The organism is Granulicella sp. S190 (assembly GCF_009766095.1).
Lineage (GTDB): Bacteria > Acidobacteriota > Terriglobia > Terriglobales > Acidobacteriaceae > Edaphobacter.
Genome location: NZ_LMUD01000014.1, coordinates 609294 through 633961, shown reverse-complemented (window position 1 = coordinate 633961; position 24668 = coordinate 609294). Strand labels below are relative to the sequence as shown.

At 58.4% G+C, this 24668-nt stretch carries 20 protein-coding genes; 9 read left to right on the top strand and 11 right to left on the bottom strand.

Translation table 11 applies throughout. The features are described 5' to 3' along the window. Positions 1 to 35: 35 nt before the first annotated feature. The 4 genes from GSQ94_RS09210 to GSQ94_RS09195 form a co-directional block, all read right to left on the bottom strand. Entirely contained in the window at positions 36 to 1280 is a 1245-nt protein-coding gene (locus tag GSQ94_RS09210; RefSeq protein ID WP_158943246.1) for a VWA domain-containing protein, read from the bottom strand. 9 nt (positions 1281 to 1289) lie between these two features. Beyond that, positions 1290 to 1709: a hypothetical protein gene (locus GSQ94_RS09205; RefSeq protein ID WP_158943245.1), complete on the bottom strand. Its 420-nt coding sequence runs from the start codon at positions 1707 to 1709 to the stop codon at positions 1290 to 1292. A gap of 63 nt (positions 1710 to 1772) precedes the next feature. Next, positions 1773 to 3308 carry a sigma 54-interacting transcriptional regulator gene (locus tag GSQ94_RS09200; RefSeq protein ID WP_158943242.1) on the bottom strand — a complete coding sequence of 512 codons (1536 nt, stop codon included), beginning with the start codon at positions 3306 to 3308 and terminating at the stop codon, positions 1773 to 1775. Between the two features lie 109 nt (positions 3309 to 3417). Beyond that, positions 3418 to 3729 carry a tetratricopeptide repeat protein gene (locus GSQ94_RS09195; RefSeq protein WP_158943240.1) on the bottom strand — a complete coding sequence of 104 codons (312 nt, stop codon included), beginning with the start codon at positions 3727 to 3729 and terminating at the stop codon, positions 3418 to 3420. 153 nt (positions 3730 to 3882) lie between these two features. Between GSQ94_RS09195 and GSQ94_RS09190 the strand changes: the two genes are divergently transcribed. From GSQ94_RS09190 to GSQ94_RS09165, 6 genes are all read left to right on the top strand, one after another. Next, a complete protein-coding gene (locus tag GSQ94_RS09190) occupies positions 3883 to 4404 on the top strand; it encodes an acyl-CoA thioesterase (RefSeq protein ID WP_158943239.1) in 522 nt (173 codons plus the stop codon). Between the two features lie 57 nt (positions 4405 to 4461). After that, entirely contained in the window at positions 4462 to 5295 is an 834-nt protein-coding gene (locus GSQ94_RS09185) for an Mrp/NBP35 family ATP-binding protein (protein WP_158943237.1), read from the top strand. Between the two features lie 86 nt (positions 5296 to 5381). Beyond that, positions 5382 to 6458: a heat-inducible transcriptional repressor HrcA gene (gene hrcA / locus GSQ94_RS09180; RefSeq protein WP_158943235.1), complete on the top strand. Its 1077-nt coding sequence runs from the start codon at positions 5382 to 5384 to the stop codon at positions 6456 to 6458. Between the two features lie 324 nt (positions 6459 to 6782). Then, positions 6783 to 7352, top strand: coding sequence for a nucleotide exchange factor GrpE (locus GSQ94_RS09175; protein WP_158943233.1), 570 nt, complete (start codon positions 6783 to 6785; stop codon positions 7350 to 7352). A gap of 239 nt (positions 7353 to 7591) precedes the next feature. Further along, complete coding sequence (gene dnaJ, locus GSQ94_RS09170) at positions 7592 to 8728, top strand: molecular chaperone DnaJ (protein WP_371417484.1); 1137 nt, start codon at positions 7592 to 7594, stop codon at positions 8726 to 8728. Positions 8729 to 8962: 234 nt separating this feature from the next. Continuing rightward, entirely contained in the window at positions 8963 to 9625 is a 663-nt protein-coding gene (locus tag GSQ94_RS09165) for a hypothetical protein (RefSeq protein WP_158943229.1), read from the top strand. Between the two features lie 49 nt (positions 9626 to 9674). Here the strand turns inward: GSQ94_RS09165 and GSQ94_RS09160 are convergent, their stop codons facing one another. From GSQ94_RS09160 to GSQ94_RS09130, 7 genes are all read right to left on the bottom strand, one after another. Further along, positions 9675 to 10493 (bottom strand): 16S rRNA (uracil(1498)-N(3))-methyltransferase, encoded by an 819-nt coding sequence (locus tag GSQ94_RS09160; protein WP_158943228.1) that lies wholly within the window; start codon positions 10491 to 10493, stop codon positions 9675 to 9677. A 48-nt stretch (positions 10494 to 10541) separates the two neighbouring features. Next, positions 10542 to 11147, bottom strand: a complete 606-nt coding sequence (locus GSQ94_RS09155; protein WP_158943227.1) for a hypothetical protein — start codon at positions 11145 to 11147, stop codon at positions 10542 to 10544. A gap of 145 nt (positions 11148 to 11292) precedes the next feature. Further along, complete coding sequence (locus GSQ94_RS09150) at positions 11293 to 12396, bottom strand: AI-2E family transporter (RefSeq protein WP_254063755.1); 1104 nt, start codon at positions 12394 to 12396, stop codon at positions 11293 to 11295. Between the two features lie 92 nt (positions 12397 to 12488). Then, positions 12489 to 13100, bottom strand: a complete 612-nt coding sequence (locus tag GSQ94_RS09145; RefSeq protein ID WP_158943226.1) for a shikimate kinase — start codon at positions 13098 to 13100, stop codon at positions 12489 to 12491. Positions 13101 to 13614: 514 nt separating this feature from the next. Next, positions 13615 to 13923 (bottom strand): hypothetical protein, encoded by a 309-nt coding sequence (locus GSQ94_RS09140; protein ID WP_158943225.1) that lies wholly within the window; start codon positions 13921 to 13923, stop codon positions 13615 to 13617. After that, on the bottom strand, positions 13920 to 14582 hold the full coding sequence (locus GSQ94_RS09135; protein WP_158943224.1) for an RNA polymerase sigma factor: 663 nt from the start codon (positions 14580 to 14582) through the stop codon (positions 13920 to 13922). Before GSQ94_RS09135 ends, GSQ94_RS09140 begins: the two co-directional genes overlap by 4 nt. A 167-nt stretch (positions 14583 to 14749) precedes the next feature. Further along, positions 14750 to 15937 carry a ThiF family adenylyltransferase gene (locus GSQ94_RS09130; protein ID WP_158943223.1) on the bottom strand — a complete coding sequence of 396 codons (1188 nt, stop codon included), beginning with the start codon at positions 15935 to 15937 and terminating at the stop codon, positions 14750 to 14752. A gap of 318 nt (positions 15938 to 16255) precedes the next feature. Between GSQ94_RS09130 and GSQ94_RS09125 the strand changes: the two genes are divergently transcribed. Genes GSQ94_RS09125 through GSQ94_RS09115 form a run of 3 tightly spaced genes read left to right on the top strand, consistent with a single transcriptional unit; the run spans position 16256 to position 24591 of the window. Continuing rightward, entirely contained in the window at positions 16256 to 19420 is a 3165-nt protein-coding gene (locus GSQ94_RS09125; protein ID WP_254063753.1) for a POTRA domain-containing protein, read from the top strand. After that, on the top strand, positions 19421 to 20197 hold the full coding sequence (locus GSQ94_RS09120) for a SurA N-terminal domain-containing protein (RefSeq protein ID WP_158943221.1): 777 nt from the start codon (positions 19421 to 19423) through the stop codon (positions 20195 to 20197). After that, positions 20194 to 24591, top strand: coding sequence for a translocation/assembly module TamB domain-containing protein (locus tag GSQ94_RS09115; RefSeq protein WP_158943220.1), 4398 nt, complete (start codon positions 20194 to 20196; stop codon positions 24589 to 24591). Before GSQ94_RS09120 ends, GSQ94_RS09115 begins: the two co-directional genes overlap by 4 nt. Positions 24592 to 24668: the final 77 nt, after the last annotated feature.

Here is a 24668-nt window from a genome sequence, read left to right as displayed (position 1 = left end):
CACACTCCCAGTTTTGCGGGAATGATTCGCTGAACCTAGTGAACAGTCTTCATGCGGCGAGACATGAAGTCCATTAAAAGGTAGTTGCCGAGATTCTCCGGCGTGGTGAAGTAAGCTTTGCCGCGGCACATAGCGCTGATCTTCTGCACGAATTGCATCAGAGAGAAGTCGCTGGCGAGCATAAAGGTGTTAATCATGATGTTCGATCGCTTGCAGCGACTGACCTCTTCGAGCGTCTCGGAGATAACGAGTGGGTCGAGGCCGAAGGCGTTCTTATAGATACGGCCATCAGGCAGAGTGAGCGCCGAGGGTTTGCCGTCTGTGATCATAACGATCTGCTTCATATCTTTATTTTGACGAGCGAGAATTCGCTGCGCCATGCGGAGGCCTTCGCGGGTGTTGGTGTAGTGCGGACCTACCTTGACGCGAGGGAGTTGCGAGATCGGTATCTCTTCGGCGGTATCGTGGAAGAGAACGAGGTTGAGGGTGTCGCCGGGGAACTGGGTGCGAATGAGATGCGAGAGGGCCATTGCGACGCGTTTCGCTGGCGTGAAGCGGTCTTCGCCATAAAGAATCATCGAGTGAGAGCAGTCGAGCAGGACTACGGTTGCGCACGAGGATTGATAGTCGGATTGATGGACGTGGATATCGGAGTGGTAGATGTTGAGCGGCGCATGCTCTTCACCTTCGATAGCGGTCGCGAGTCCTTCGCGAGCGAAGACACTGGAGAGCGTGGCAGTGATGTCGAGATTGAGGGTGTCGCCGAACTCGTAGAGTTTGCTGCTGCCGTTGGTTTCGACGCCTGAAGCCTCATGGCGGGTGTCATGGCGGCCGAGGTTGGATTTTCCCAAAGGCCCGAGAAGTTCGCGGAGGGCTTTATATCCGAGGAAGTCCATGCCCTTATCGGTAACTTCGAAGCGCGCTTCTCCGTTGCCATCGCCTTGTTGGCCTTGGCCTTGCTCGGGCAGCTCCGCATTGATGAAGTTCTGCTCCTGCATCTTCTGGATGATCTGATCGATGAGCTCTTCGACTTGATCCTCGGAGAGCGCTTCAAATTTTTCTTGCGCTTCGTCATCGAAGAGCTCGCCAGATTCGAGTGCTTGCTTGATAGCCTCGCGGAGGTTGTCCATGGTTTGGTCGCCATCGAACTCCTGGAAGCGCGACAGAGGGTCCTGAAAGCCGGAGTCGAGCAGGAAGTCCGAGAGCGCCTGCATGAGGTCTTCGAGTCCGAAGGAGGAGGCAAGATCTCCGGTGAATTTTGTGTATCGAATGCGCTTCATAGTATCGACCTAGTGGACCCAGCGGGTATTAACGACAGTGAGTTGGCGGCAGCCAGCCTTCGCTGCCAGCTGTTTGTCAGTGAGAGCGGGCATATGCGATTGCTCTTTGATTTTTGCCTGGAAGCCCTTGATATCGTCGAACCGAAAGATTTGGCAGCCGCGTAGGAAGTCGACGACCTCCCCAGTGGTGCGGTCGACTGAGTACATGCGGACGAGATGCGCTTTTTTATAGATGCCGATGCTGTCGAAGCCGTCATCGGTGTCAGGCTTCATAGGATCAAGAGTGTAGTCGGGATTGCCGAGTGGCCAGCCTTCGTCATGGGCCAGGATCGTGGCGATATCGTTGAGTTGCTCGGCAGGTAGATGAGGGCGTGGCTTTTCCGGTGGGACCGCAAGTGTTAGAAGCGCGAGGGTGGAGGTCAATAGCATAGTGTTTTGACGTAAGGAGAGTGCCTCTTAGGCACTCTTTCAAGATGATTGCATCATCGCCTTTTAGTTAAAGCCTCGTCGCGTTCGATTTTTTGCATAGTCGTCGCGTTCGCTCTCTCGTTCCCGCAGCTTTTCTGCGTACTGCGATGCCTGGTCGTTGCGGGATTTCTTCTCAGCTGCACTGAAGGCGCGCTCTTCTGTGCGGCTGAGGCGTTTGTGAGCGTACATTCCCTCGAGGAGAAACTCTGCAGCGCTCACGGCTATCTCTGGTTTGGACTTGGAGTTAATTTCGAGAGGCGAGAGCTTTTCAATGAGACCTTGAATCTGCTTTAACTCTTCCAGCGAACCGATGGAAGGTTGGGCATCGTTGAGCTGCACGGTACCGCCGAGGTTGAACCATTGCTCGATCTGCTGGGTGTTGGTAGCGGCAAAGTATTTGTCGAAGACAGTGGCGACAGACTGGCGAATAATCTCGCGAATAACCGTGTCGGCTCCGCGCATTTCGCCTTCGTACTCGAGTTCGATTTTGCCGCTGATGCCCGGCAAAGCGGTGTAGATGTCGCCCACACGTGGGACGGCGACGGCTTCGTCGTGAAGAAGGGCACGGCGCTCCGCGTTCGAGACAACTAGCTCCATGGTGCTGATTGGGAGGCGCTGGGAGACGCCGCTGCGCTTGTCTACTTTTTTATCTTCGCGCGCGGTGAAGGCGATTTGTTCCACGATCTGGCGAATGTAGTGGGGGATTTCGATCTTGGAGGATGGGCGGTTGGACCATGCTTCCTGAGCGGTGATGGTGATGCCTTCTTCTACTTCTTCGGGATAGTGCGTGCGGATCTCGCTTCCGATGCGGTCTTTAAGAGGAGTGACGATCTTGCCGCGCGCGGTATAGTCCTCGGGATTGGCAGAGAAGACGATGGCTACATCAAGCGGCAGGCGAACAGGGTAGCCTTTAATCTGGACGTCGCCTTCCTGCATGATGTTGAAAAGAGCAACTTGAATCTTTCCGGCGAGGTCGGGAACCTCGTTGATAGCGAAGATACCGCGGTTTGCACGAGGCAGCAGACCATAGTGCATGGTAAGCTCGCTGCCCAGATCCTGGTTGCTGCGCGCGGCCTTGATGGGGTCGATGTCCCCGACGAGATCGGCCACGGTGACATCGGGAGTGGCGAGTTTTTCAACGAAGCGGTCGTCGGGTGTCATCCATGCGATGGGCGTTTCGTCACCCATCTTCGTGATCAGATCCCGGCTGAACTTGGAGATGGGGGCATAGGGATTATCCCGGATCTCGGAGCCAGCAATATAAGGGCAGTGAGGGTCAAGCAACGTGGTAAGCGAGCGTAGGATGCGGGATTTAGCTTGACCGCGTAGTCCTAGAAGAATGAAGTTGTGTTTCGAGAGGACGGCGTTAACGATCTGAGGCACGACCGTATCCTCATACCCAACGATGCCAGGGAAGAGCGGAGCCTTGGTCTTCGCAGAGCTGCGCAGCTTGGCGATAAGATTTTCACGTAGCTCATCTTTGACGCTCCGGGCGAGGCGTGCTGGAGTGAATTCGCTGGCGCGAAGAGAACCTAAGGTGGTCGGGAGTGTGGTCGCCATGTCTAAGTATAGATGTTTGGCGGCGATGAAGGGTTCGGATGGAAGTGCAGTTGAAACAAAGGGCCTTGAATTTTCAGTGTGAACAGTGCATCGCGATTGTGGCTAGGTTTTAAGTAGAAAGGTCGTCGCGAAGCGCTTCCATTTCGGCGAGGGCGTGCTGATTGTTGGTGCGGTTGGCAGTGGCGATGCCCTGATGTAGGCGGTCAAGAGCCTCTTGGGTGCGACCTAGCTTGGCCAGAGTCTGAGCCGACATCTGGTAAGCGGGAACGTAATCGGGACTGTGCTGGATAAGCGTGGTGAACTCAGCGAGTGCGGTGTCGATTCGCCCCTGGCTAATGTGCTCCATCGCAAGACCGTAGCGGGCGAAGGCGTTGGTAGGGTCGGCGGTAAGGATTTCGGTAAGGGCGGCGATCTTGTCCATAGATCGATGGTGCGGTGTTTAGGGCTGGATTGGCAAGTTTGAGAGGTTGATTCGCGTATGGCGGGTTGATTCTATTGAGTGAGGTGCTGTTGGCTTGGGGGTGCGGCGGCTGGTCTTCGGCACGCAGCTTTGCGCCGATTTAGACTTGTAGGAATGAGCGATTTGGTTTCGGAACGGACAGTGGCTGAGTCGCAGTCGGAGCGCAGTGAGATTGTATTTCCGACGGACTCGAATGCGTTGGGAAATTTGTTTGGCGGCCGCTTGATGCAGTATATCGACCTGGTGGGCGCGATGGCCGCTAGCCGACATGCCCGGGCGATCACTGTAACGGCCTCGATGGATCACCTGGATTTTGTGGCCCCGGTCAAGGTTGGGGAGCTGCTGATCTTGAAAGCCAGTGTGAATCGGGCGTTCCGGACGTCTATGGAAGTTGGGGTTCGCGTGATGGTGGAGGATGTACGCGAGCAGCATCTGCGGCATGTTTCTTCTGCTTACCTCACCTTTGTAGCGGTCGATCGGGAGGGAAACAGGTTGGTGGTCCCGCAGGTAGTGCCGGAAACAGAGCATCAAAAGCGCAGGTTTGAGGATGCGGGGCGACGGCGGGAGATGCGCGGAGGAGAGACGCAAAGAAAGAAAGAGATGCGGCTTGCTTTGGGCGCTGGCTGGCATGTCTAACTTGTAGCCCGCCTCTTCGCTGCATACGAAACGATACGGAATCGACAGGAGAAAGTCATGGGACATATGGGAGCAGGAGCACCGCAGGGGCCGCAGGCGCTGCCGGGAGTGGCGCACGTTGTGGCGGTTGGTAGTGGTAAGGGCGGGGTAGGGAAGACGACGGTTGCGGTGAATCTGGCGGTTTCGCTGGGGAAGCTGGGATACAGGGTGGGTCTGATCGATGCGGATATCTATGGTCCGAACGTGCCGATGATGCTCGGTGTTTCGCGGCAGCCGAATATTGTGGGGGAGAACAGGATTGAGCCGATCCTGTCGCATGGCGTGAAGTTTATTTCGGTGGGGCTGATCTCTCCGGGCGATAAGCCTATGGTGATGCGTGGGCCGATGTTGCACCAGATTATCCGACAATTTCTGCAGCAAGTGGAGTGGGGAGAGCTGGATTTTCTGATTATCGATCTACCTCCAGGGACAGGGGATGTGGTGATCTCGCTGGTGCAGACGGTGCCTTTGACTGGGGCGGTTGTGGTTTCTACCGGTTCGGGTGTGGCGTTGCAGGACGCTCGGAAGGCGCTGGAGATGTTTCACCAGGTGAAGGTGGAGATTATCGGCATGGTAGAGAACATGTCGCAGATGACTCTGCCCGATGGCCAAGTGATTGATGTATTTGGTGCTGGAGGGACGGAGCGGACTGCGGCGCAGTTCGGGCTGGAGTTTCTGGGTGGGGTGGAGCTGGATCCGCAGATTCGCGAAGGAGGAGACAAGGGTTTGCCCGTGTCGCTGGCAGGGCCGGACTCCAAGTTGGCCAGGAGTTTCTATGAGATAGCGGCGAAGGTGGCGGAAAAGGCGAAGGAGATTGGTGCAAAGAGCGAGGATGTCTTGGAGATCTCCTGAGGGCAGAATGCCCTTCTTTGGGGGTTGAAGTGTTAGCGTGATGGGGTTATTGACGGCTGGCGTAGAGTTAAGGTGTGGAGGAACGAATGGCGGATGCGGAGCGGGTCACGGCGCGGCAGAGAGCTATTCTGACGGCCATAATTGAAAGCTACATTGAGACAGGCGAGCCAGTAGGTTCGGGTACGATAGCGCGTCTGCAAACTGGTGAAAGCTCTGGGCTTAGTCCAGCTACGGTGCGGAATGAGATGGCGGAGCTAGCCGATGCGGGGCTCTTGGAGCAGCCACATACTTCGGCGGGGCGAGTGCCGACGGCGCGAGCTTTTCGAATGTTCGTGGAGCAGTTGAGCGGCGGGGTGAATCCGCGGGTCGATGCCGCCCGGTTGTCGGCGCGGTCAAGATCACAGATCGATCTTAGTTTTGTTGGAGTTGCGGGGACTCAAGCGGTGCTGGAGCGTACTTCGCATGTGCTGGCTACGCTTTCGAGCGGTGTGGGCGTGGCGATTGCGGCTGCGGCGGATGGGGACATGCTGGAGCATGTGCACTTTTCGCGGCTGGCTCCGGCTCGCGTGCTGGCGGTGGTGGTGACGCGGAGCGGGCTGGTGCGGGACCGGGTACTGGCGCTTGATAAAGACCTGACACTGAGGGAGTTAGAAGTTGCGGCGAACTTCCTGAATGAGAACTTTCGTGGATGGAGCGTGGAGCGGGTACGGGCAGAGATCGCCCGGCTGGTGGAGAGGGAGAAGAGCGAGTATCAGCGATTGCTGAACTCTGTGCAGCAGCTTTGGGTGAAGACGGTGCCGGAGAGCGGGGTGCCGGTGCAGACGGTTTATGTGGATGGGGTGGCGAATCTTGTTGGTTCTCAAGAGGATAGCGAACGGCTACGCGAGGTTTTGACGGCGCTCGAGGCGAAGCAGCGGCTGGTGGAGCTGTTAAATGCGTACATCGATGCGCGACAGGAGAGCGTTCGCGTGGTGTTTGATTTAGAGGAGCAAGCGCCTGAGATGGCAGGGCTTGTGCTGATTGCAGCGCCGGCGCGGATGGGCGGGGAGAGTCGCGGGACGGTGGGAGTGATTGGGCCGAAGCGGATGCATTATGAGAACACGATGAACGCTGTGAGTTATATCGCGCAGGTCTTCGACCGGATGCTGCATCCCGTGGATTGAATTTGTGGAGTTTTTTTCTGGACGTGGTGGAGTGCGGTTTTTGCTGGGGTTTTTGAGAAAGTGCGGTGTTTGGACGTGGTGTTTTGGTGGTGTAAGCGTGGTGCTTTGTGTGGTGGATGTGGTGTTTTGGACGTCATTTTTCGAGCCACTAAAGATGCGCCACCATTTGAGGATTTATTTTTGCGGCTGTGATTGAGGTGGGATTTTGAAGTTTGTTGAGAGGACGCTCGGGGCCGGAAGAGCAGGCAGAGGATTTTCGAGGTGAACGCGAAGGAGCAGTTCGCGCGATGGGCCCGGATGGGCAACAATAGAAGAGGTAGCACTATGAGGAGTTCTAAAGAGATGCAGGATGAGATGAACGGGCAGGGAGTTGTTGACCCGGAGGTGGCTGTGGGTTCTGAGGTTGAGCCGATTAGCGAGATGAGTCCCGTACAGGCTGAGCTGGAGCAGGTGAAGGGCGAACGGGATCAGCTGCTGGACCGGTTGGCACGGCTGCAGGCCGAGTTCGACAATGCGCGGAAGCGCGAGGCGAAGGAGCGGGCGGATTCGCGGGATTACACGGTTTCGAGTACCGTGGAGCCGTTTCTGGGCGTGATGGATAACTTTCAGCTTGCGCTGAAGGCGAATGGGACGGCGGAGCAGCTTCGCGGCGGTGTGGAGTTAATCCTGAAGCAGATGGAAGACGCGCTGAAGGGGTTGAATGTGCAGGCGGTTGAGACCGTTGGGGCGCAGTTCGACCCTCGAATCCACGAGGCGTTGGGAAGCATCGAAACGAAGGAGTTCCCGGACCATCAGGTTCTGGAGGAGATTCGGCGCGGATACAAGATCCGCGAGAAGCTGTTGCGGCCGGCGCTGGTGAGGATTGCGGCGAATCCGGATCAGGTTACGGATTAGGGATTGAAGGGCGGGCTTGCTGTTGGCTGGCAGGCCTGTCTTGTTTTTTGGACGACTGAAGCAGATCCCTACAGGATGACAACAAAAGAGCAGACAAGTGCGAGTGCAACAGCAAGTGCAACCGCAGATCCCTACGGGATGACAACAAAAGAACAGGCAACAGCAAGTGCGAGTGCAGCAGCAAGTACAAAAGCAAGAGAGATTAGAAAGCGATTTTTAAGAACATGGCGACGGCAAACGTGACGAAGGTTGACTACTACGAAGTATTGAGTGTTTCGCGGGATGCGAGCGACCAGGAGTTGAAGACCGCTTATCGCAAGCTTGCGATGCAGTATCACCCGGACCGGAACCCGGACGATCCCTCTGCGGAGGAGAAGTTCAAGGAGTGCGGCGAGGCCTACTCGGTGTTGAGCGACGCGGAGAAGCGCGCGGCGTATGACCGGTATGGACATGCTGCGTTTCAGAACGGCGGCGGGGCGGGTGGTCCGTTTGGCGGCGGCGGGTTCAGCGGCAATGCGCAAGACCTGGGGGACATCTTCGGCGATCTTTTCGGTGAGATGTTCAACATGGGCGGCAATGGCCGGCAGCAGAGTTCGCGGGTGCAGCGCGGGCGCGATCTGCGGTACGACATGAAGCTTGAGTTCGAGGAGGCGGTCTTCGGCAAGGAGAAGGAGATTACCATTCGGCGCATGGAGACCTGCATCGATTGCAGGGGCTCAGGCGCGGCTAAGGGTAAGGCTCCGGTGACCTGTACGCAGTGCGGCGGCCGCGGACAGCAGAGATTTCAGCAGGGGTTCTTTTCGGTGGCGCGTACCTGCTCGGTGTGCGGAGGGACGGGGACGTTGATTGTTGATCCGTGCCAGACGTGCAAGGGTGAGACGCGGGTGACGAGAGAGCACACGATTATGGTGAAGGTGCCGGCGGGCGTGGAGCAGGATACGCGGATTCGTTACTCGGGCGAGGGCGAGGCGGGCAAGTTTGCCGGACCTGCCGGGGATCTGTACGTGGTGCTGAGCGTGAAGGCGCATAAGTTCTTCGAGCGTGATGGGGATGATCTGCACTGCGTGATGCCGATCTCGTTTCCGCAGGCGGCGTTGGGAACAGAGCTGGAGATTCAGACGCTTGAGGGTGCGGCTACGATCAAGGTGCCCGAAGGAACGCAGAGCGGGAAGGCCTTTAAGCTGAAGGGTAAGGGTGTGCCGCATCTGAACTTGCATGGCAAGGGCGATTTGATTGTGGAGATTCGAGTGCAGACGCCGGGCAAGCTGAATAAGCAACAGCGAGAGTTACTGAAGCAGTTGAGCGAGACGATGGTGGTGGAGAATACGCCGACGTCGCGTGGGCTGTTTGAGAAGGTGAAGGATATTTTCAGCTAGTCAGCGACGCAGCCGGTGAGCGAGCTAGTGTGCGATGGGGAGATGCCTGGGCTATAGCCCAGGCATTTTCTTTGCGACGAGTGTCCGGATTTAGAGATTTCTGCTGAGACCGGGTTGGTTTTCGCGCAACGTTGCGGGTGCTAACGACATCTATTCAGCTAGAGGGAATAGTCTCTAAATCAATATGTACCAACGTTTACAGCAAACTCCGCCTTTGGCGGCCTTAGGAGAACCATGCTTAAAATCTGTTTTATCGCCCTAATCGTCTTTCCTGCTGCGCTTTATTCCCAGAGTCCAGAGATCGCCAGTTCGTCAGTGTCCAGCACGGTCGGAGAGGTTGCAGCGCCGGCAGCTTCGATTCAGAGCTCTCCGCAGACCTCGGAGGGTAAGGATGGTTTCTTTAGCCGCGGACTGTTTGCGAAGCCGCGGAAGGACACGCCGGTTGGTTCGTTTACCGTGAGCTACGTATACCGGTACGCGCAGGATCTGCAGGGCGCCAGTCGAAGTCAGATGGGGTGGTCGGCGGTTCCGGAGGTGAACTTCACCAAGTATGTTGGGCTGCAGGCGGAGTTCTCGGGTCTGTATACGCGTTCGATTGCTGATGGGACGAACCAGGTACTGATGGCTGCGGGACCACGGTTTACGTTTGCACCGAGATCGAAGGTGACGCCGTTCGTGTTTCTTGAGGGTGGAGAGATTCGGACGACACAACAGGGCGGTGGAGTAGCGGACTGGAATCCGGCGGCGATCGGTGGGATCGGGTTGGACTATAAGATCTCGCGGAGGTTGGCGTTGCAGTTGGTACCGGGAGAGTATATGGCGACGAATCAGGACAATGGCAACTGGAATAACAGCTTTGTCGCCAAGGCTGGGATTACGTTTAACCTCTTCAAATAAAAGTGAGAGGCTGCCCGAAGTAACTTCTCTTTTCGGGCAGCCTGTTGCGCTAGTGGAGATGCGTGGAAGCGATGGCGATGGCGGCGATGGCGGCGGTTTCGGCGCGGAGGATGCGGGGGCCGAGGGTTACGGGCTGCCATTGATGTTGAGTGAAGAGAGACATCTCTTCGGGAGTCCAGCCGCCTTCGGGGCCGATGGCGATAGCGTGGGTGATGCTGGTGATGGAAGATTGTTCCTCCCACTCATCGCGATAAGGCTGCGATGGATGGGGTACCCGGCATGTCTTCCAATCGTTTGCGCTTGGGTTTGAGTTGTCGAGCGCTGAGGCGAGGGTGAGGGATTGCTCGGTTTCGCTTAGCAGGATGCGGATTAGGGAGTGTTCCTGTTCGAGAGCTTGTTTGAGAGGGATGGGATCGGCGATGTCGGGGATATCGGTGCGGCGGGATTGCTTGGAGGCTTCGAGGGCGATGCGTCGCCAGCGTTCGGAGCGCTTGAGAGCGGATTGGGCGAGGTGTTTTTCGGTGCGACGGGCGAGGATGGGTGTGATCTTTGCGATGCCTAGTTCGGTGGCTTTTTCGATGGCCCACTCCATGTGGTCAAACTTGAAGACGGCTAGGAGGAGATGGAGGGGAAGGGCGGCGTCGGATTCGAGCTCTTCGTGGAGGGTGAAGAGGACTTCGTAATCTTGATCGCCGGCTCCGGCGGTGACGCGGGTGATCTCGGCCCGGTGGAGGAAGCCGTTGGAGACGACGTCGTAGACCTGGCCGGCTTCGGCTCGGAGGACGCGGGCGAGGTGGGCGGCCTGGTCTCCGGTAAGGGTGGCGGTGGTGTCGGTCCAGGTGTCGGCGATCCAGCGGCGGCGGGTCATAACTTCAGTTTACGGTTTAGTTTGAGTTCGGTGTGGGAGCGCTCTGAGCTAGTTGGCGAGCTTTGAGGAGTGTGAGGGGATGGCTTCGCTGGCGCGGCTGATCATGACGCCCTGTTGGCCCTGGTGGTAGAGGTCGACGTTGAGGACGGCGGTGCGGCGGTGATCCCAGACGGTTTGGGAGACGGGGAAGTGGAGGAGAATCATGCCCTGAGCGGATTGGCCGGGGTTAATCATGGTCTCGCGGAGGAGAGGGTCGGAGGCGAGGGGCTTGAGGGCGGGGAAGGAGGTGTAGAGATTGGTGAAGTCGTCTTTTTCGACGGCGCTGGTGGTGAACTCCTGGCCGTCGCCGGTGGTGAGGGTGGCGGTGAAGTCTTTGAGGAAGAGCGGGAGGTGAAGGCCGTCGGTGACGCGGAGGGTGGTGAGGACGTAGAGATCGTCCTGGGCCTGGTCGTGGCCGACGAGGATGGATTCGCCTTTGAAGACGGTGTGGGCGGGGTAGACGGTGGTGTGGAGGATATCCATCTCCGCTGTTCTGCGCGGGGTGAAGCGCATGACGAGGGCAAGAGTGATGCCAAGGATCAGAAACGCCAGTAGGACCGGTGCCAGCAGGTTACGTCGAGCGGGTTGTGCAAACTTTAGATCGGACACTGGCATGAGGATAGCAAAGGGTGATTGATTTTCAGAAGGTTAAAAAGCTGAATTTAGCGAGGTGCTGTGAGGGTCGGGTTCGTAAGCGTTGATGGAGGTGGGGATGCGTGGCGGCGATGGTAAGTGTCTCCAGTCACGGCCGATGGCTCGTTCAGTCTTTCTGTACAGCGTACTCCTCCAGAAGGACGGTGATGAGGGCGGCGGTGGGGACCGAGACGAGGGCGCCGACGATGCCGGCGAGAGCTGTTCCTAAAAGCAGGGCTACGAGGACGGTGAGGCCCATGAGGTTGACGCTGGAGCGCATGATGCGCGGAGTGAGGACGGCGTTTTCGACGTTGATGTAGATGGCGTAGAAGATGAGGACGCCGGCCATCTTGGTCCAGGAGTCGAGTGCGGCGACCCCGGCAGCGATGACGATAGTGATGACTCCGCCAGCGATGGGGATGATGTTGAAGAGGCCCATGAGGAAGCCCAGGAGGAGAAAGTAGCGGACGTGGAGGAGACCGAAGACGATGGTGCTCGAGACGCCGAGGACAAGCATGAGGAGGCCCTGACCGAGGAGCCACTTGCTGACCTTGCGCTCGGCTTTTTTCAGGGTCGAGTCGAGACGGTGGCGTTCGGAACTGGGGAAGAGAGAGAGGAAGAACTGGTAGGCGTGCTCGCCTTCGAGCATGAAGTAGATACAGAGGAAGGTGGCGGTGAGGATGTCGAAGATGTGGGAGAGCCAGAGGGGGAGCGAGGTGAAGAGATATCCAGCGGTGGCGTCGAAGGCTCCAGCGGCGCGCTGGGCGAGGGAGTCGATGCCGAACTTGTCGGCTAGGGGCAACTTCTTGATGCGGGCGACGACCTCGGGAATTCGCTGGGGGAGGTCGGCGGAGAAGTTGCGGAGATCGCGTAGAACAGGTGGGAGGCCGGTGGTGAAGAATACTCCGAGAACTAACGCTACGGCTGCGATGAGGATGACGATGGCCACGCCGCGAGAGGGGTGGTAGCCGCGAAGCTTCAACTGCCGGATGCGGGTGACCGCAGGCATGAGGACAACTGCGAAGAGAGCACTGACGTAGAGGATCAGAAGCTCTTTTTGGAGGGTCCAGGCGAGGGCGAGCAGGAGAATGACGGCGAAGAAGAAGAGAATATTGCCGCGGAACTGCGCGCGGCTTTTTTTCTCGTAGGGAGTGAGGTCGTCGGGCGCGGGGTTGGTCAGCCGGGTTCTCCTGGGTGCTGACGTTGAGATGCAGATAGTGTGCGCTTCCACTGCCTAGGAGCGAAAGTGCGGAGTTTGGTTCTACTCGGTGCTCGTGAACCCTTTATTCGTTCCCTCTTTGGTTACAGATTGGCGGGGAGTGGTCACGATTTGAGTAGGCCGGCTGCGAGGAGCGCCTCGATGGCCTGATCTGCGGTCTGATCTGGGGTCTGGTCGGCGGTCTCGATGGTGAGACCAGCGAGGCGGCGGTAGAGGGGGTGGCGTCGCTCAAAGCGGAGCTGGGCGGCATCGGGATCGGTGAGGACGGGACGAGCGATGTCCTGCAACATGCAGCGGTCGAAGAGCGTGGGGAACGGTGCGTCGAGGAAGATGGTGAAGGTGGCGGGGGTTTGTTCGAGGAGGAGGCGGTTGGTGAGGTCCTCGGGGGTTCCGCCGCCGAGGGCGAGGACGATGTTGCTGTAGCCGAGGGCAGAGGCGAGGGCGGTGGACTCCAAGCGGCGGAAGCGGGCTTCGCCGTGCTGCTCGAAGAGCTGGGGGATGGTGGCGTTGGTGCGGGCTTCGAGGTGAGTATCGAGGTCGAGGAAGTTCCAGCCGAGGCGTGCGGCGAGGAGACGGCCGATGGTGGATTTGCCCGCGCCCATGAAGCCGGTGAGGACGATGCGTTTGAGCCCGACAGGGAGTGCTATGGTCGGTGCGGTCTTGGTTTCTTTCCGGGTCTCTTTGCCGGATTCAGTCTTGGGTTCGATGGTGGTCATTGCCTCTCCTTGAGAACTGCAGAAATGAAAGAGCCGCAACCTGGTGTGGGTTGCGGCTCGGGAAGATCGAAGTCTCTGAAGGTTGTTAGGTGTTTTCAGAGATGCATGCGAGGACTCCACTGGCCGCTGGGTGGCGCCAATAGGAGTAGGTAAAAAAAGCGAACTGGAAGCGGCTCGACATGCTGGTAAGACGATACACGCGTGTTTGGGGTATTGCAAGGGGTTGGGACGGATTGACGAATAGAGGGTTGGGAGGGGTTGACGAACGGACGGTTGGCAAGAACAAAGACTGAATGCGGGGGTCTCTCCACTGCGCGACGGACGATGAGACTGTCCGTCGCTTCGGTCGAGATGACGAATTCTTTATGGGTGTTCTAAATGACGGTGTTGGGGTGTTCGAGATGCTTTTATGGAGGGTAAGGTAGCCTTCGGTGGCGGTTAGATCGGTGACTCGAAACAGTCCAGCCTTCACGATGAGAGTGCGAAGGCTGGGCTATTTGCATTCGTAGGTTTGTTATACAGTTTGGGGGATGGGAAGTTCGTCTTCGCCGCCTAAATCCTGTTTCAGCTTGTTCTGGATGTTGCTCCAGACGGCGTCGCTTGGATCCTGATCTTCGGTGGGTTCGAAGAGGCTGCGGGCCTGGTCAGCGATGGCTTCGAGGTCGCGGACGAGAGCGGCGCAGTCGGGGTTGTTCCTGAGGAAGGTTTGGAGGCGCGGATCGTTGCTGACGTGGCCGTCGCCGTTGGAGAAGAACTCAGGCAGATATTGCTCGAAGTCGGCTGGGGTCATCTTGTCGAAGTCGAGCGATTGAAATTCAGTCATACCGCCACCTCCTTGAGGCCATTTGGCTGGGCGATTGGGTCAGGCTGGCGGAGGAGTTCGCGGAGCTTGAGCCGGGCCTTGTGAAGCTGCGACTTGCTGTTGCCGGTGGAGCACTCGAGCATGGTGGCGATCTCGTTGTGTTCGAAGCCTTCGACATCGTGGAGGACGAAGACCATGCGATAGCCGGGAGGTAAAGAGGCGACGGCGCGCTCGAGAGCTACGCGGTCGACCGAGCCGGTGAGCGCAAGGTCGCGGCTGCCGAAGTCGCGTTTTGGCGCGTCTTCTTCTGAAGGGTTGATGGTCTCTTCTAGGGAGACGAGGTTGAGTCCCTTCTTGCGAAGGTGCATAAGGACCAGATTGACAGTGAGACGGTGAAGCCAGGTGGAGAAAGCGGACTCTCCGCGGAAGCTGCCGATCTTGCGGAAGAGGTGGAGGAAAGCCTCCTGGGTCATGTCTTCGGCTTCAGAGACGTTGCCGAGCATGCGGAGGCATAGGGTGTAAACGCGGCGTTTGTGGAGTGCGTAGAGCTTGGAAAAAGCCTCTGCGTCTCCGTTCTTTGCCGCTTCAATGGCTTCTGCTTCTCCCGCGATGGGGGGGTTGCGTTTGAAGACGCCTGGGGTCGGTGCTGATTGGGTCATTTGTTGGCCTTGGACGTCCATAGCTAGACTCCGGACTAAATTAATGGGTCACCGTTAAGTTTTCGCCTGCTTCGAGCCTACCGCAAACGGAAGAAATGGTCGTAGATCAATCAGATGGATCACAGGTGGAAAGGGTTGTTTGTGTGGACGGGCTGCGATCTGTATGGATTTGTCGGCCTTGACCTCGTTTATGAGCCTATGAAGCGGGCGTAGAGAGAGCGCGCAAGGGTGATGTCGGTGGTGCCCTGGATGAGCGCGCGGCCATCTGGGAAGAGGGTGAAGGTGTGGGGGCCGCGTTTGAAGCGGAGGAGGAGATCGTTGAAGCGGACGTCGTGAATGTCGGCGTGGGGGGTGAGGCGGTCTCGCATGGCGGCGAAGTCGACGGGGCGGTGGTGCTCGTGGATCTGGACGGAGTTACGGCCGCAGAGGGTGATGTGGGGGCGGCCCTCGCCGGCGAGGTGAGTGAAGATTCGCTGACCGCAGACGGTGCAGGATGGGTCGGGTTTGGCGGTGCTGATCTCGCTGCGTGCTAAGTTGCCGTTGCCTTCGAGAGACCAGAGATCGAAAGAGAGGAGGGTTCGGCGCATGAGGTGAGATTGGCGGGTGAGGAACTTGAGGGCTTCGGTGGCCTGGAGCGAGGCTGCGAGGTTGACGGCGGTGGAGAGGATGCCGGCGGTGTCACAGGTCTCTACAGGGCCGGTGGGCGGCTTGGGGAAGATGCAGGCGAGACAGGCGGTCGGATGCCAGTTGTCGGTACTGGCCTTGGTGTGGCGGGGGAGGATGTTCATAGTGGCGGCGTAGGCGCCGATGGCGGCAGCGTAGATCCAGGGTTTGGAGTGCTGGACGCAGTAGTCGTTGAGGAGGTAGCGGGTTTCGAAGTTGTCGGTGGCGTCGAGGACGAGGTGAGCGGCTGCGAGGAGCTCGTGGATGTTGGCGGGGACGAGATCCGCGATGTGAGAGTGTACCGTGATGGCGGAGTTGAAGAGGGCGATCTTGCGGCGGGCGGCTTCGGCTTTAGGGAGGGCATCGCGGGCGTCGGCTTCGTCGAAGAGGATCTGGCGCTGGAGGTTGGAGTGTTCGACGAAGTCGCGGTCGATGAGGGTGAGGGTGCCGACTCCGGCGCGTGCGAGGAGGGAGGCGGTGGCGGCTCCGGTGGCTCCGACGCCGATGATGGCGACGTGAGCGGAGGCGAGGAGATGCTGGCCGGTGGCTCCGATGCCGGGGAAGAGGATCTGGCGGGAGTATCGTTCTTGATCGGGGATGGGATCTGGAGCGGTTGAAGCTGCCGGGGCGGAGATCGGGGATTGCTCGCCGGGGGTGCCGAGGCGGGTGCGTGTCGCCGGTTCTTCGGAGGGGGATGCGGGAGGCTTTGACATGATGAAGATCGTGCCGTCTAAAGAAGCGGCTATTTCGTAGTATAGGGAAGGACGGATGCGTAGGGAACGGGTTGACGAATCAGGGGTTTTCGGCATCTTACGGAGACTAACTGGCGGCGTGGTTCGGCCTGGATGCGGATTCGTGGTGTGTCGTGAAAGACTTGCTGGGCTCCTCAAATTAGATAAGGAATGATGGGTGGTTTTTTGGGTCAGGTGCTTCGAGGTCGCGCGCGGATACCACGCTGGATGAGGTGCGGTTGTTGCGCGGCGCTGTGGCTAGGACTCCTGGTGTGGGGACCATTGGTTTTGGGGCAAGGGGTGCCGGCGGCTTCCACGCCTGCAGTCCCTTCGGCGCCGCCGCCCACCGCAGCTGCTTCGGCGGCTACCGCAGCTTCGGCAGAAGGCCAGCAGACTGAGAAGGGTGAGAGTGCGACGGACGCGTCTGTTGAGAAGAACGCTGGTCTGACGAACAGTGTGTGGCAGTGGAAGGGGCTAATCGTCGAGAAGATCTTATTCGAGGGCGTGACATTTGATGCGACGGACACGCTGCCGAAGGAGTTGACGCAGAAGGCGGGAGCGCCACTGGATCCTGAGCAGGTGCGGTCGAGCTTGCGGCGGCTCTACGCGAGCGGACGATACCGGGATATCTCGGTTCGTGGAATTCGGCAGGGCGACCAGGTGACGCTGATCTTCGCTGGGGCGGCGCGGTTCTATGTAGGGCGAGTGACGATTGCCGGAGTCAAGATTGAGAGGCTGACTTCCTTGCTGGAGTTTGCGACGAAGCTTTCGCCGGGAACCGCGTTTGCCGATGCTCAGATTGCCGCGGGAACGGCCGGGATCAAGGAGATTCTGCAGCAGCAGGGGTACTACGAGCCGAAGGTGTCGGTGAAGTCCGAGGTCGACACGGCGGGCGACCAGGTGAATGTAACCTATACGGTTTCCATTGGGCCGCAGGCACGAGTTGGCGAGATCAAGCTGGTAGGCGACGATACGGGGCTGACGCCTGAGGAGTTTCGCAAGAGGTCGAAGCTGAAGGAGAACAGCAAGATCCGGCGGGATACGACGAGCAATGCGCTGGACCGACTGCGCAAGCTTTATCAGAAGAAGAACCGGTTAGAGGCGACCGTTACGCTGCAGAAGCAGACGTATGACGATGCACGTGACAAGGTGGACTATGAGTTCCACGCGAACCAGGGACCTGAGGTGAAGGTGTCGGTGGAGGGGGCGAAGATTGGAACCAGCCGCCTGCACCTGCTGGTTCCGATCTTCGAAGAGGGAACGATCGATAACGATCTTTTGAACGAGGGCGTGTTCAACATACGCGATTTCGAGCAGCAACAGGGGTTCTTCGACTCGAAGGTGGATGTGAGGGTGGTGGGCAGCGGGACGACGGCGGAGCAGGTGGTGTTCACGGTGGATCGTGGGCTGAAGCACAAGGTGATTGATGTGGACTTGAAGGGCAATAAGTACTTCTCGAATGATCTGCTGTTTGAGCGGATGAGAGTACAGAAGGCGAATGCCTATCAACGAAGCGGCCGGTATAGCCCGGCGCTGGTGTCGGCAGATGTGGGTGCGATCCAGGCGCTTTATCGGGCGAATGGCTTCGATGAGGCGAAGGTGACCACCGATGTGAAGGATGTTACGACCGCGAAGAACGGAAAGCCGCTGAAGGCGGGTGAGATCGCCGTGACCTACACCATTGTCGAAGGGCCACAGCAGAAGTTTGGCAAGGTGGATCTGGAGGGTGTGGATGCGAGCCGGACGCAGGATGTGCGCGGGTTGATGAATGCGCAGCCAGGGCAGCCGTTTTCGCTGGTGACGGTTTCGGGTGATCGCGATACGGTGCTGCAGTACTACCTTGCCCATGGGTTTGACCAGGTGAAGGTTGAGCTGAAGCAGACGAAGGAGGCGGCGGACGCGGATAAGACGGATGTGTCGCTGAATGTGACGGAGGGGCAGCAGGTGTTCGTCAACCGGGTGCTGCTGTCCGGGGTGGAGAAGACGAGGCCCAGCGTGGTGGAGTCGCAGATTCTGGTGCATGCGGGTGATCCGCTGGACCAGACGGCGCTGCTGCAGACGCAGAGAAATCTTTACAACATTGCGCTGTTCAACGAGGTGGTGGCGGCGGTGCAGAATCCGGTGGGCGACGCTCCGCAGAAGAACGTGGTGTTGCAGGTGACGGAGGCTAAACGGTGGAATGTGACGTACGGGTTTGGGTTCGAAGCGGCGCTGGGGACACCGCAGGCAGGCACGATCTCCGAGGCGTCGTGTATTCAGCTTGGACTGACCTTTCCCTGCAACCAACTGTCTCCGGAGGGCAAACCGGGCGTGAGCCCACGAGTATCGCTGGATGTGTCGAGGATCAACCTGAGGGGAAGTGAGGATTCGCTGACGCTGCACACGACGTACGGTTTGCTGGAGCAGGTTGCGATTTTGACGCTGCAGAATCCGCATCTGCGCGGGAGTAAGAACTTCAGCGCGGCGATCTCGGGCGGCTACTCCAATGTGCAGGACATTACGACGTTCGAAGCTTCGACGCTGCAAGGGGACTTTCGGGTTACGGAGAAGTTTCGACGCAGGGACACGTTTATTTATGACTTTCTCTATCGCCGGGTGAAGGTGGATCCGAACAGCCTGCAGGTGTCTGCGGATTTGATTCCGCTGTTGTCTCAGCCGGTGCGCGTGGGTGGGCCGGGGGTGACGTGGTTTCACGATACGCGGTCGCCGGGGCCGCTGGATGCGGTGAAGGGGTCTTACTCGACGCTGCAGACGTTTGTGGCGTCATCGAGGTTTGGATCGCAGACGGACTTCTGGAAGCTGGATGGGACGAATTCGACGTACTACCAGTTTGGCAAGCAGAAGTACGTGTTTGCGAGAGAGACGCGGATTGGATATGAGAGGGCTTCGGGGTCGAATCCGAATATTGGTAATGCTGCTTGCGTTGGGGGCCTACTGACAACTAACCCAAGTTGCAGTGCTATTCCACTGCCGGAGCGGCTGTATGCGGGCGGGGCGAACTCGCATCGCGGATTTCCGATCAACGGGGCCGGGCCGCGGGATTTGCAGACGGGCTTTCCGGTAGGCGGGTCTGCGGCGTTCGTAAATACGTTCGAGCTGAGGCTGCCGGCGCAGACGCTGCCGCTTGTGGGCAACAGCGTGAGCTTCGTGATCTTTCACGATATGGGGAACGTGTTTCAGAATGCGAAGGATATGTTTCCCAGCTTTACGCGATTCAATCAGCCGAATAAATCAACCTGCGCGAATGTGTCGGGGAGTATCGGGACTTGCAACTTCAATTATTTTTCGCATGCTGTGGGATTGGGCGCGCGCTACAAGACGCCGGTTGGGCCGATTCGCGTGGACTTCAGCTATAACCTGAATCCTCCGGTGTATCCGATTATTTACGACTTCAACAACAACCCTCCGCATGAGGGTCAGGCTTCGCACTTCAACTTCTTCTTCAGTATCGGTGAGAGCTTCTAGATGCGCTGGATGACGCACAACTCGATGACGCGGTGGTTGTTGCCAGGTGCGGCTGTGTTGGTGCTCGCGTGGGGGCCTGTGGGGGCGGCTGCTCAGCAGATCGCGGCTCCACAGGCTGGGAGCGCGAATTCTTCCATCGATACCACTTCGCGGCAAGGGGTGGAACTGGATCGATTGGTTGCAGTGGTGAATGGCGATGTGATTCTGGAGAGCGACGTCGATGAGGAGAGGCGGTTTGAAGAGATTCAACCTTACCGTCGGACGGCGGCCGATCGCTCGCGAGATAAGACGATTGAACGGTTGATCGATCGGGCTTTAATTCTGCAGCAGTCAGCGCTCGAGCCGGAGGATGCGGTCTCGGATAAGGAGCTGGATGATCAGTTGGCGATGCTGCGAAAAGATATCCCGGATTGCAAGCAGCAGTTTCAATGTGCGACCGATGAGGGATGGACGAAGTTTCTGGCGAGCCACGGGTTTACGGAGGAGGAGTTTCGCGAGCGGTGGCGGCAGCGGATGGTGTTGCTGAAGTTTATCGAGGTGCGTTTCAGGAATGGGATAAAGATCTCGGATGCTGAGATCAAGGAGTTCTACGAGACGAAGATGCTGCCGGAGTACACGAAGAAGAATGTGGCTCCGCCAAAGCTGGATACGATCTCGAAGAGGATTGAAGAGGTGCTGTTGCAGCAGCAGGTGGGAGCGCTGCTGGTGGACTGGCTGAAGTCGCTGCGGGTGCAGGGAAGCGTGAAGGTCATGACTCCGGGTGAGGTGGCGCCATGAGCGACCTGGAGAAGAGACTTCACGAGAAGAAGGATGAGTTAGAGGCGAAGGTCGCGGGCGAGATCGCAAAGGTGAAGCGGTCGCTGGCCAAGCAGATGATGATCTGGATTGGCTGGACCGTGCTTGTGCTGCTGGTGTTGGTGCTTGTGTTGTTCGGCGCGTTTGCATGGTACTCGAAGACGAACGACTTCAATCGGAGGGTGGGGAAGGAGGTCGTGAAAGTTCTGGAGGATGCGACGGGCGGGCGGGTGGAGTTGGCGAAGATCAGCTTCGACCTGTGGCACCTCGCGGTTGAGGCAGATGGACTGATGATTCACGGACTAGAGGGTCCCGGTGAGGCACCTTACATCGCCGTGGACAAGGTTCTGCTTCGCGTGCAGATCTTCGATTTCTTCACGCACGTGACTGGAAGTGGAATCTCGTCGCATGTGCGGTTGAACTACCTGGGAGTAGAGCGTCCGCAGTTCCACTTGATCGTAGATAAAGACGGGAAGACGAACCAGCCCGTGCCGAAGCATCCGAGCACGAGCAAGACTTCGGTTACGGATACACTGCTGGATCTGAAGGCGCAGGAGGTGGTGCTTTCGAATGGCGTGGCGCTCCTGAATAATCGGGCGATTCCTTTCAACTTGGCAGCGCGGGATCTCGATGCGCAGGTGCACTATCTTGCTGCGACGGATCAGTATGGCGCGACGGTGGACCTGAAGGATCTGCGAACGAAGATGGGGAAGCAGGTAGAGGCCCAGTCGTCTCTGAGTTTGGGTGTGGATCTGGGGCGGGATGCGGTGGAGTTGAAGAAATTTGAGTTCACCAGCGGTAAAAGTTCCAAGCTGGATGCTACCGGGAGCTTCCGTCACTTTGCCAAGCCGGAGTGGCAGGCAAAGGTGAATGGGACGCTCGATGTAAAGCAGGTTTCGGTGCTTGCGGATGTGGATGGTTTGAACGCGGGGACGGTGGACCTGGATTTGAACGGTCACAACTGTGCGACGTCGCCTGCGGTTGCGCAGAAGCATCCGCCGTTCTGGCGGCGGAGTCATCCTAAAGAAACGACGGTGCCACTGAAACCTCTGCCACCGGATCCGGATTGTGTGGCCGGATATCTGCTGGCGGGAACGGCGAAGATCCATAAGGCTGCGTACAGAGACGAGCATGTGCGGCTGCATGATGTGGATGGTGGAGCGACGCTGCATGTGACGCCGACGGAACTTTTATTGACGGCGCTGACGGGATATCTGCCTGGTGGCGGGAGCGCTGCAGGAGAGCTTCGAATTGCGAACTGGCTGGGCGAAGTACCGTCGCAGGACGTGGCGCTAAGCTCGTCGACGACGAGGGCCGCAGTGGCAACGACGAATACGACCGCCAAGGCGATTGGAGCAAAGGAGCCGATTACAGAGTCGGTGAAGGTGCCGCAGGTGCAGGTGGCGCATGCTTACCTGACTGCAACGGTTTCGAAGATTCCGTTACGAACGATTATGGATGTGACGGCGCCGGTGGACTATGGCGACCTGGGGTTCGATACGGCTGTGAGCGGACCGGTGAAGGTGGAGTGGGGCGGCCCGGCGAAGGATATTTCCGATACCGTGGAGGTCGATGGCAATCTGACGTTTGCGCCGACTGGAGTGAAACGACGCGGGGCGTTGAATGATGTGCCAGTGACGGGTCAGACGCTGGCACATTACACGGGGCGCAATGAGACGGTGCGGATTCAGCAGATTTCGCTGCAGATGCCAGCGACTAACTTCGAGGCTTCGGGAGTGCTGGGCGTGAACGAGGGCGATCCGCTGACGGACCTGCGGGTGGATATGACAGTGCGGGATCTGTCGGAGTACAACCAGTTGCTGACGACGCTGGATCTGGAGGGGAATGGAAAGAAGGGGACGGCTGCGATTCCAGTGGTACTGCATGGGGCGATGCAGTTCAATGGAATGGCGAAGGGAAAGATTGCGGATCTGGATGTGAAGGGACATCTGCAGGCGACGAATGCGGAGTTTGCGCTGGGGACTACGGATGTTCTGATCGATTCGGTGGTGACGGATGCAGAGTATTCGCCGAACACCGGGGTTGTGGTGGCGAGTTCGACGATCAAACGCGGGACGGCGGTACTGAATCTAGTGGGTAAGATTGCGCCGCGGAAGGTGGTGTCCCGGCGTGGCGTAGCGACTTATGTGTGGGATGACGGGATGGCCCTGGATGCGAAGGTTCAGCTAGCGAATGCGCAGGTGGTGGATGTGTTGCAGATTGCAGGACAGCAGGAGAAGGTTTCTTTGACGGGAGCTGTCGCACTGAATGGACATGCGGTGGGGACGTTGCGGAGTTTGAGTGGGGGCGGACATCTTTCACTGATGAACGGCGTGGCTTATGGGGAGCCTTACGAGTCGGCTGTAGCGGATTTGACGGTGCAGGGAAAGGATGTGGAGGCAAGCAACGTCGTGCTGAGGCTGCATGGAATGCAGATTGCCGGGAACGGCGGATATGACATGGGCAGCGATAAGTTACATGGTCATATCGAAGGGCACGATATCTTGCTGTCGAAGTTCGAGACGGTGAAGAAGGCCAAGAACGATGTGGATGGGACGGTGAACCTGGTTGCGGATGCGAATGGAACGCTGACGCAGCCGGGGCTGAAGGCGAACATTGCGTTGAGTGGCGTGTCGTATCGGGGGCAGGGGATTGGCGAGGCGATGATGGAGGCGCATAGCCAGGGCGAGGTGATGTACTTTACAGCGAGTTCAACGGTGGTGGGGGCGAAGCTGGAGGCTTCAGGGCAGACGCGGTTGACCGGCGAGTACCAGATGCAGGCGAAGATGACAGTAGCGGGGTTGGATATCGGCAAGCCGATGGCGATGTTCGGGCCGGGAACGGTGAAGGCGCAGTCCCTGATCAACGGCATGGCGACGGTGAGCGGACCGCTGAAGACTCCGAAGGCGTTGAGCGGCGAGGCTGAGTTTAGTCAGGTTGATGTGAAGCTGCAGGGAGTGGAGTTGAAGGCAGCCGAGCCGCTGCGTGTAGGGTTGCGCGACGGGTTGGCGACGCTTGAACAGGTCCATATCACCGGTCAGGATACGGATATGCGGGCGAGTGGGACGGCGCAGCTGTTTGGAGCGACGGATCCGAAGGGCGGCAAGCTGGATGTCTCCGCGAACGGAAGCGTGAGCATGACCCTGCTGCACACGTTTGACTCCGATATTATTTCGACCGGCAAGGTGGATTTCACCGTCGGCGCCGGCGGCCATGTGACGAACCCTGAGCTGACGGGAAAGGTGCAGTTTGAAAAGGTGAATGTCGCAGTAGATGGTGTGCCGAATGGGTTGAGCAATATGAACGGGACACTGGTCTTCAACGGCGATCGACTGCAGGTGCAGAACGTGACGGCGACGACCGGCGGAGGCACGCTTAAGATTGGCGGATTCATTCGTTATAAGAATGGTTTGTATGCGGATTTGTCGGCTACGGGCGACGTGGTGCGGGTGCGGTTGTATGGGCTGAGTGCGACGGCGAATGCGAATCTGAAGTTGCAGGGCGGACCGGATAGCGCACTGTTGAGCGGGACGATTTTGATCACGCGGTTTGGCGTGGGGGCGGATGTCGACTTTGCGGCGTTCGGCTCCGCGGGTGGGGTAAGTCCACCACCTGACCCGAACTCGCCGGCGAATAAGATCCGGTTGGATGTGCATGTGACGAGCGCGCCGCAGCTAGATTTTCAGAACTCGTACGCGAAGCTTGCGGGGACGGTGGATCTGCAGATTCGCGGTTCGGCGGCGGTGCCTTCGGTGCTTGGGCGCATCGAGATCAATGAGGGAAGCGCGACGTTTGCCGGGACGAAGTATCAACTGCAGCGTGGGGAGATCTACTTTACGAATCCGGTGCGGATCGATCCGATCATTGATCTGGACGCTACGGCGCAGGTGGAGAACTACGACATTACGATTGGCTTGCATGGAACTTCGACGAATCTGAAGCCGACGTACCGGTCGGAGCCGCCGCTGAGTGAGTCGGACGTGTTTGCGCTGCTGGCGCTGGGGCGGACGCAGGAAGAGGCGCAGCTGTATCAGGAACGGCAGGTGCAACAGGGGACCGATCCAACGACGAGCGCATTACTTGGCGGCGCGTTGAACGCTACGGTGAGCAACCGGGTGGAGAAGCTGTTTGGCGTGGGCAGCGTGAAGATCGACCCGGCGTTCGTAGGTACGCTGGGCGGGTCGTCGGCCAGAATTACAGTGCAGCAGCAGCTGTCGCGGCAGATTACGGCTACGTTTGCGACGAACGTGAATACGTCGGCACAGCAACTGATCCAGGTGCAGTATGACTTGAACCACGATAATTCGATTGTGATCGGACGCGACGAATCGGGCGTCTTCAGCATTGTGTATAAGCTGCGGAAGAGATATCGATAGCGTGCCCAGGCGGAAGTGCATCGTACTCGATGACAACAGGGCTGATTGCAGTGATGCTTACATCTTCGGAGGAAGAG

Bases quoted from the DNA above. Each gene is read 5' to 3' on its own strand.
- GSQ94_RS09210 (WP_158943246.1), bottom strand. From the start codon at position 1,280: ATGAAGCGCATTCGATACACAAAATTCACCGGAGATCTTGCCTCCTCC.
- GSQ94_RS09205 (WP_158943245.1), bottom strand. From the start codon at position 1,709: ATGCTATTGACCTCCACCCTCGCGCTTCTAACACTTGCGGTCCCACCG.
- GSQ94_RS09200 (WP_158943242.1), bottom strand. From the start codon at position 3,308: ATGGCGACCACACTCCCGACCACCTTAGGTTCTCTTCGCGCCAGCGAA.
- GSQ94_RS09195 (WP_158943240.1), bottom strand. From the start codon at position 3,729: ATGGACAAGATCGCCGCCCTTACCGAAATCCTTACCGCCGACCCTACC.
- GSQ94_RS09190 (WP_158943239.1), top strand. From the start codon at position 3,883: ATGAGCGATTTGGTTTCGGAACGGACAGTGGCTGAGTCGCAGTCGGAG.
- GSQ94_RS09185 (WP_158943237.1), top strand. From the start codon at position 4,462: ATGGGACATATGGGAGCAGGAGCACCGCAGGGGCCGCAGGCGCTGCCG.
- hrcA (WP_158943235.1), top strand. From the start codon at position 5,382: ATGGCGGATGCGGAGCGGGTCACGGCGCGGCAGAGAGCTATTCTGACG.
- GSQ94_RS09175 (WP_158943233.1), top strand. From the start codon at position 6,783: ATGAGGAGTTCTAAAGAGATGCAGGATGAGATGAACGGGCAGGGAGTT.
- GSQ94_RS09165 (WP_158943229.1), top strand. From the start codon at position 8,963: ATGCTTAAAATCTGTTTTATCGCCCTAATCGTCTTTCCTGCTGCGCTT.
- GSQ94_RS09160 (WP_158943228.1), bottom strand. From the start codon at position 10,493: ATGACCCGCCGCCGCTGGATCGCCGACACCTGGACCGACACCACCGCC.
- GSQ94_RS09155 (WP_158943227.1), bottom strand. From the start codon at position 11,147: ATGCCAGTGTCCGATCTAAAGTTTGCACAACCCGCTCGACGTAACCTG.
- GSQ94_RS09145 (WP_158943226.1), bottom strand. From the start codon at position 13,100: ATGACCACCATCGAACCCAAGACTGAATCCGGCAAAGAGACCCGGAAA.
- GSQ94_RS09140 (WP_158943225.1), bottom strand. From the start codon at position 13,923: ATGACTGAATTTCAATCGCTCGACTTCGACAAGATGACCCCAGCCGAC.
- GSQ94_RS09135 (WP_158943224.1), bottom strand. From the start codon at position 14,582: ATGGACGTCCAAGGCCAACAAATGACCCAATCAGCACCGACCCCAGGC.
- GSQ94_RS09130 (WP_158943223.1), bottom strand. From the start codon at position 15,937: ATGTCAAAGCCTCCCGCATCCCCCTCCGAAGAACCGGCGACACGCACC.
- GSQ94_RS09120 (WP_158943221.1), top strand. From the start codon at position 19,421: ATGCGCTGGATGACGCACAACTCGATGACGCGGTGGTTGTTGCCAGGT.
- GSQ94_RS09115 (WP_158943220.1), top strand. From the start codon at position 20,194: ATGAGCGACCTGGAGAAGAGACTTCACGAGAAGAAGGATGAGTTAGAG.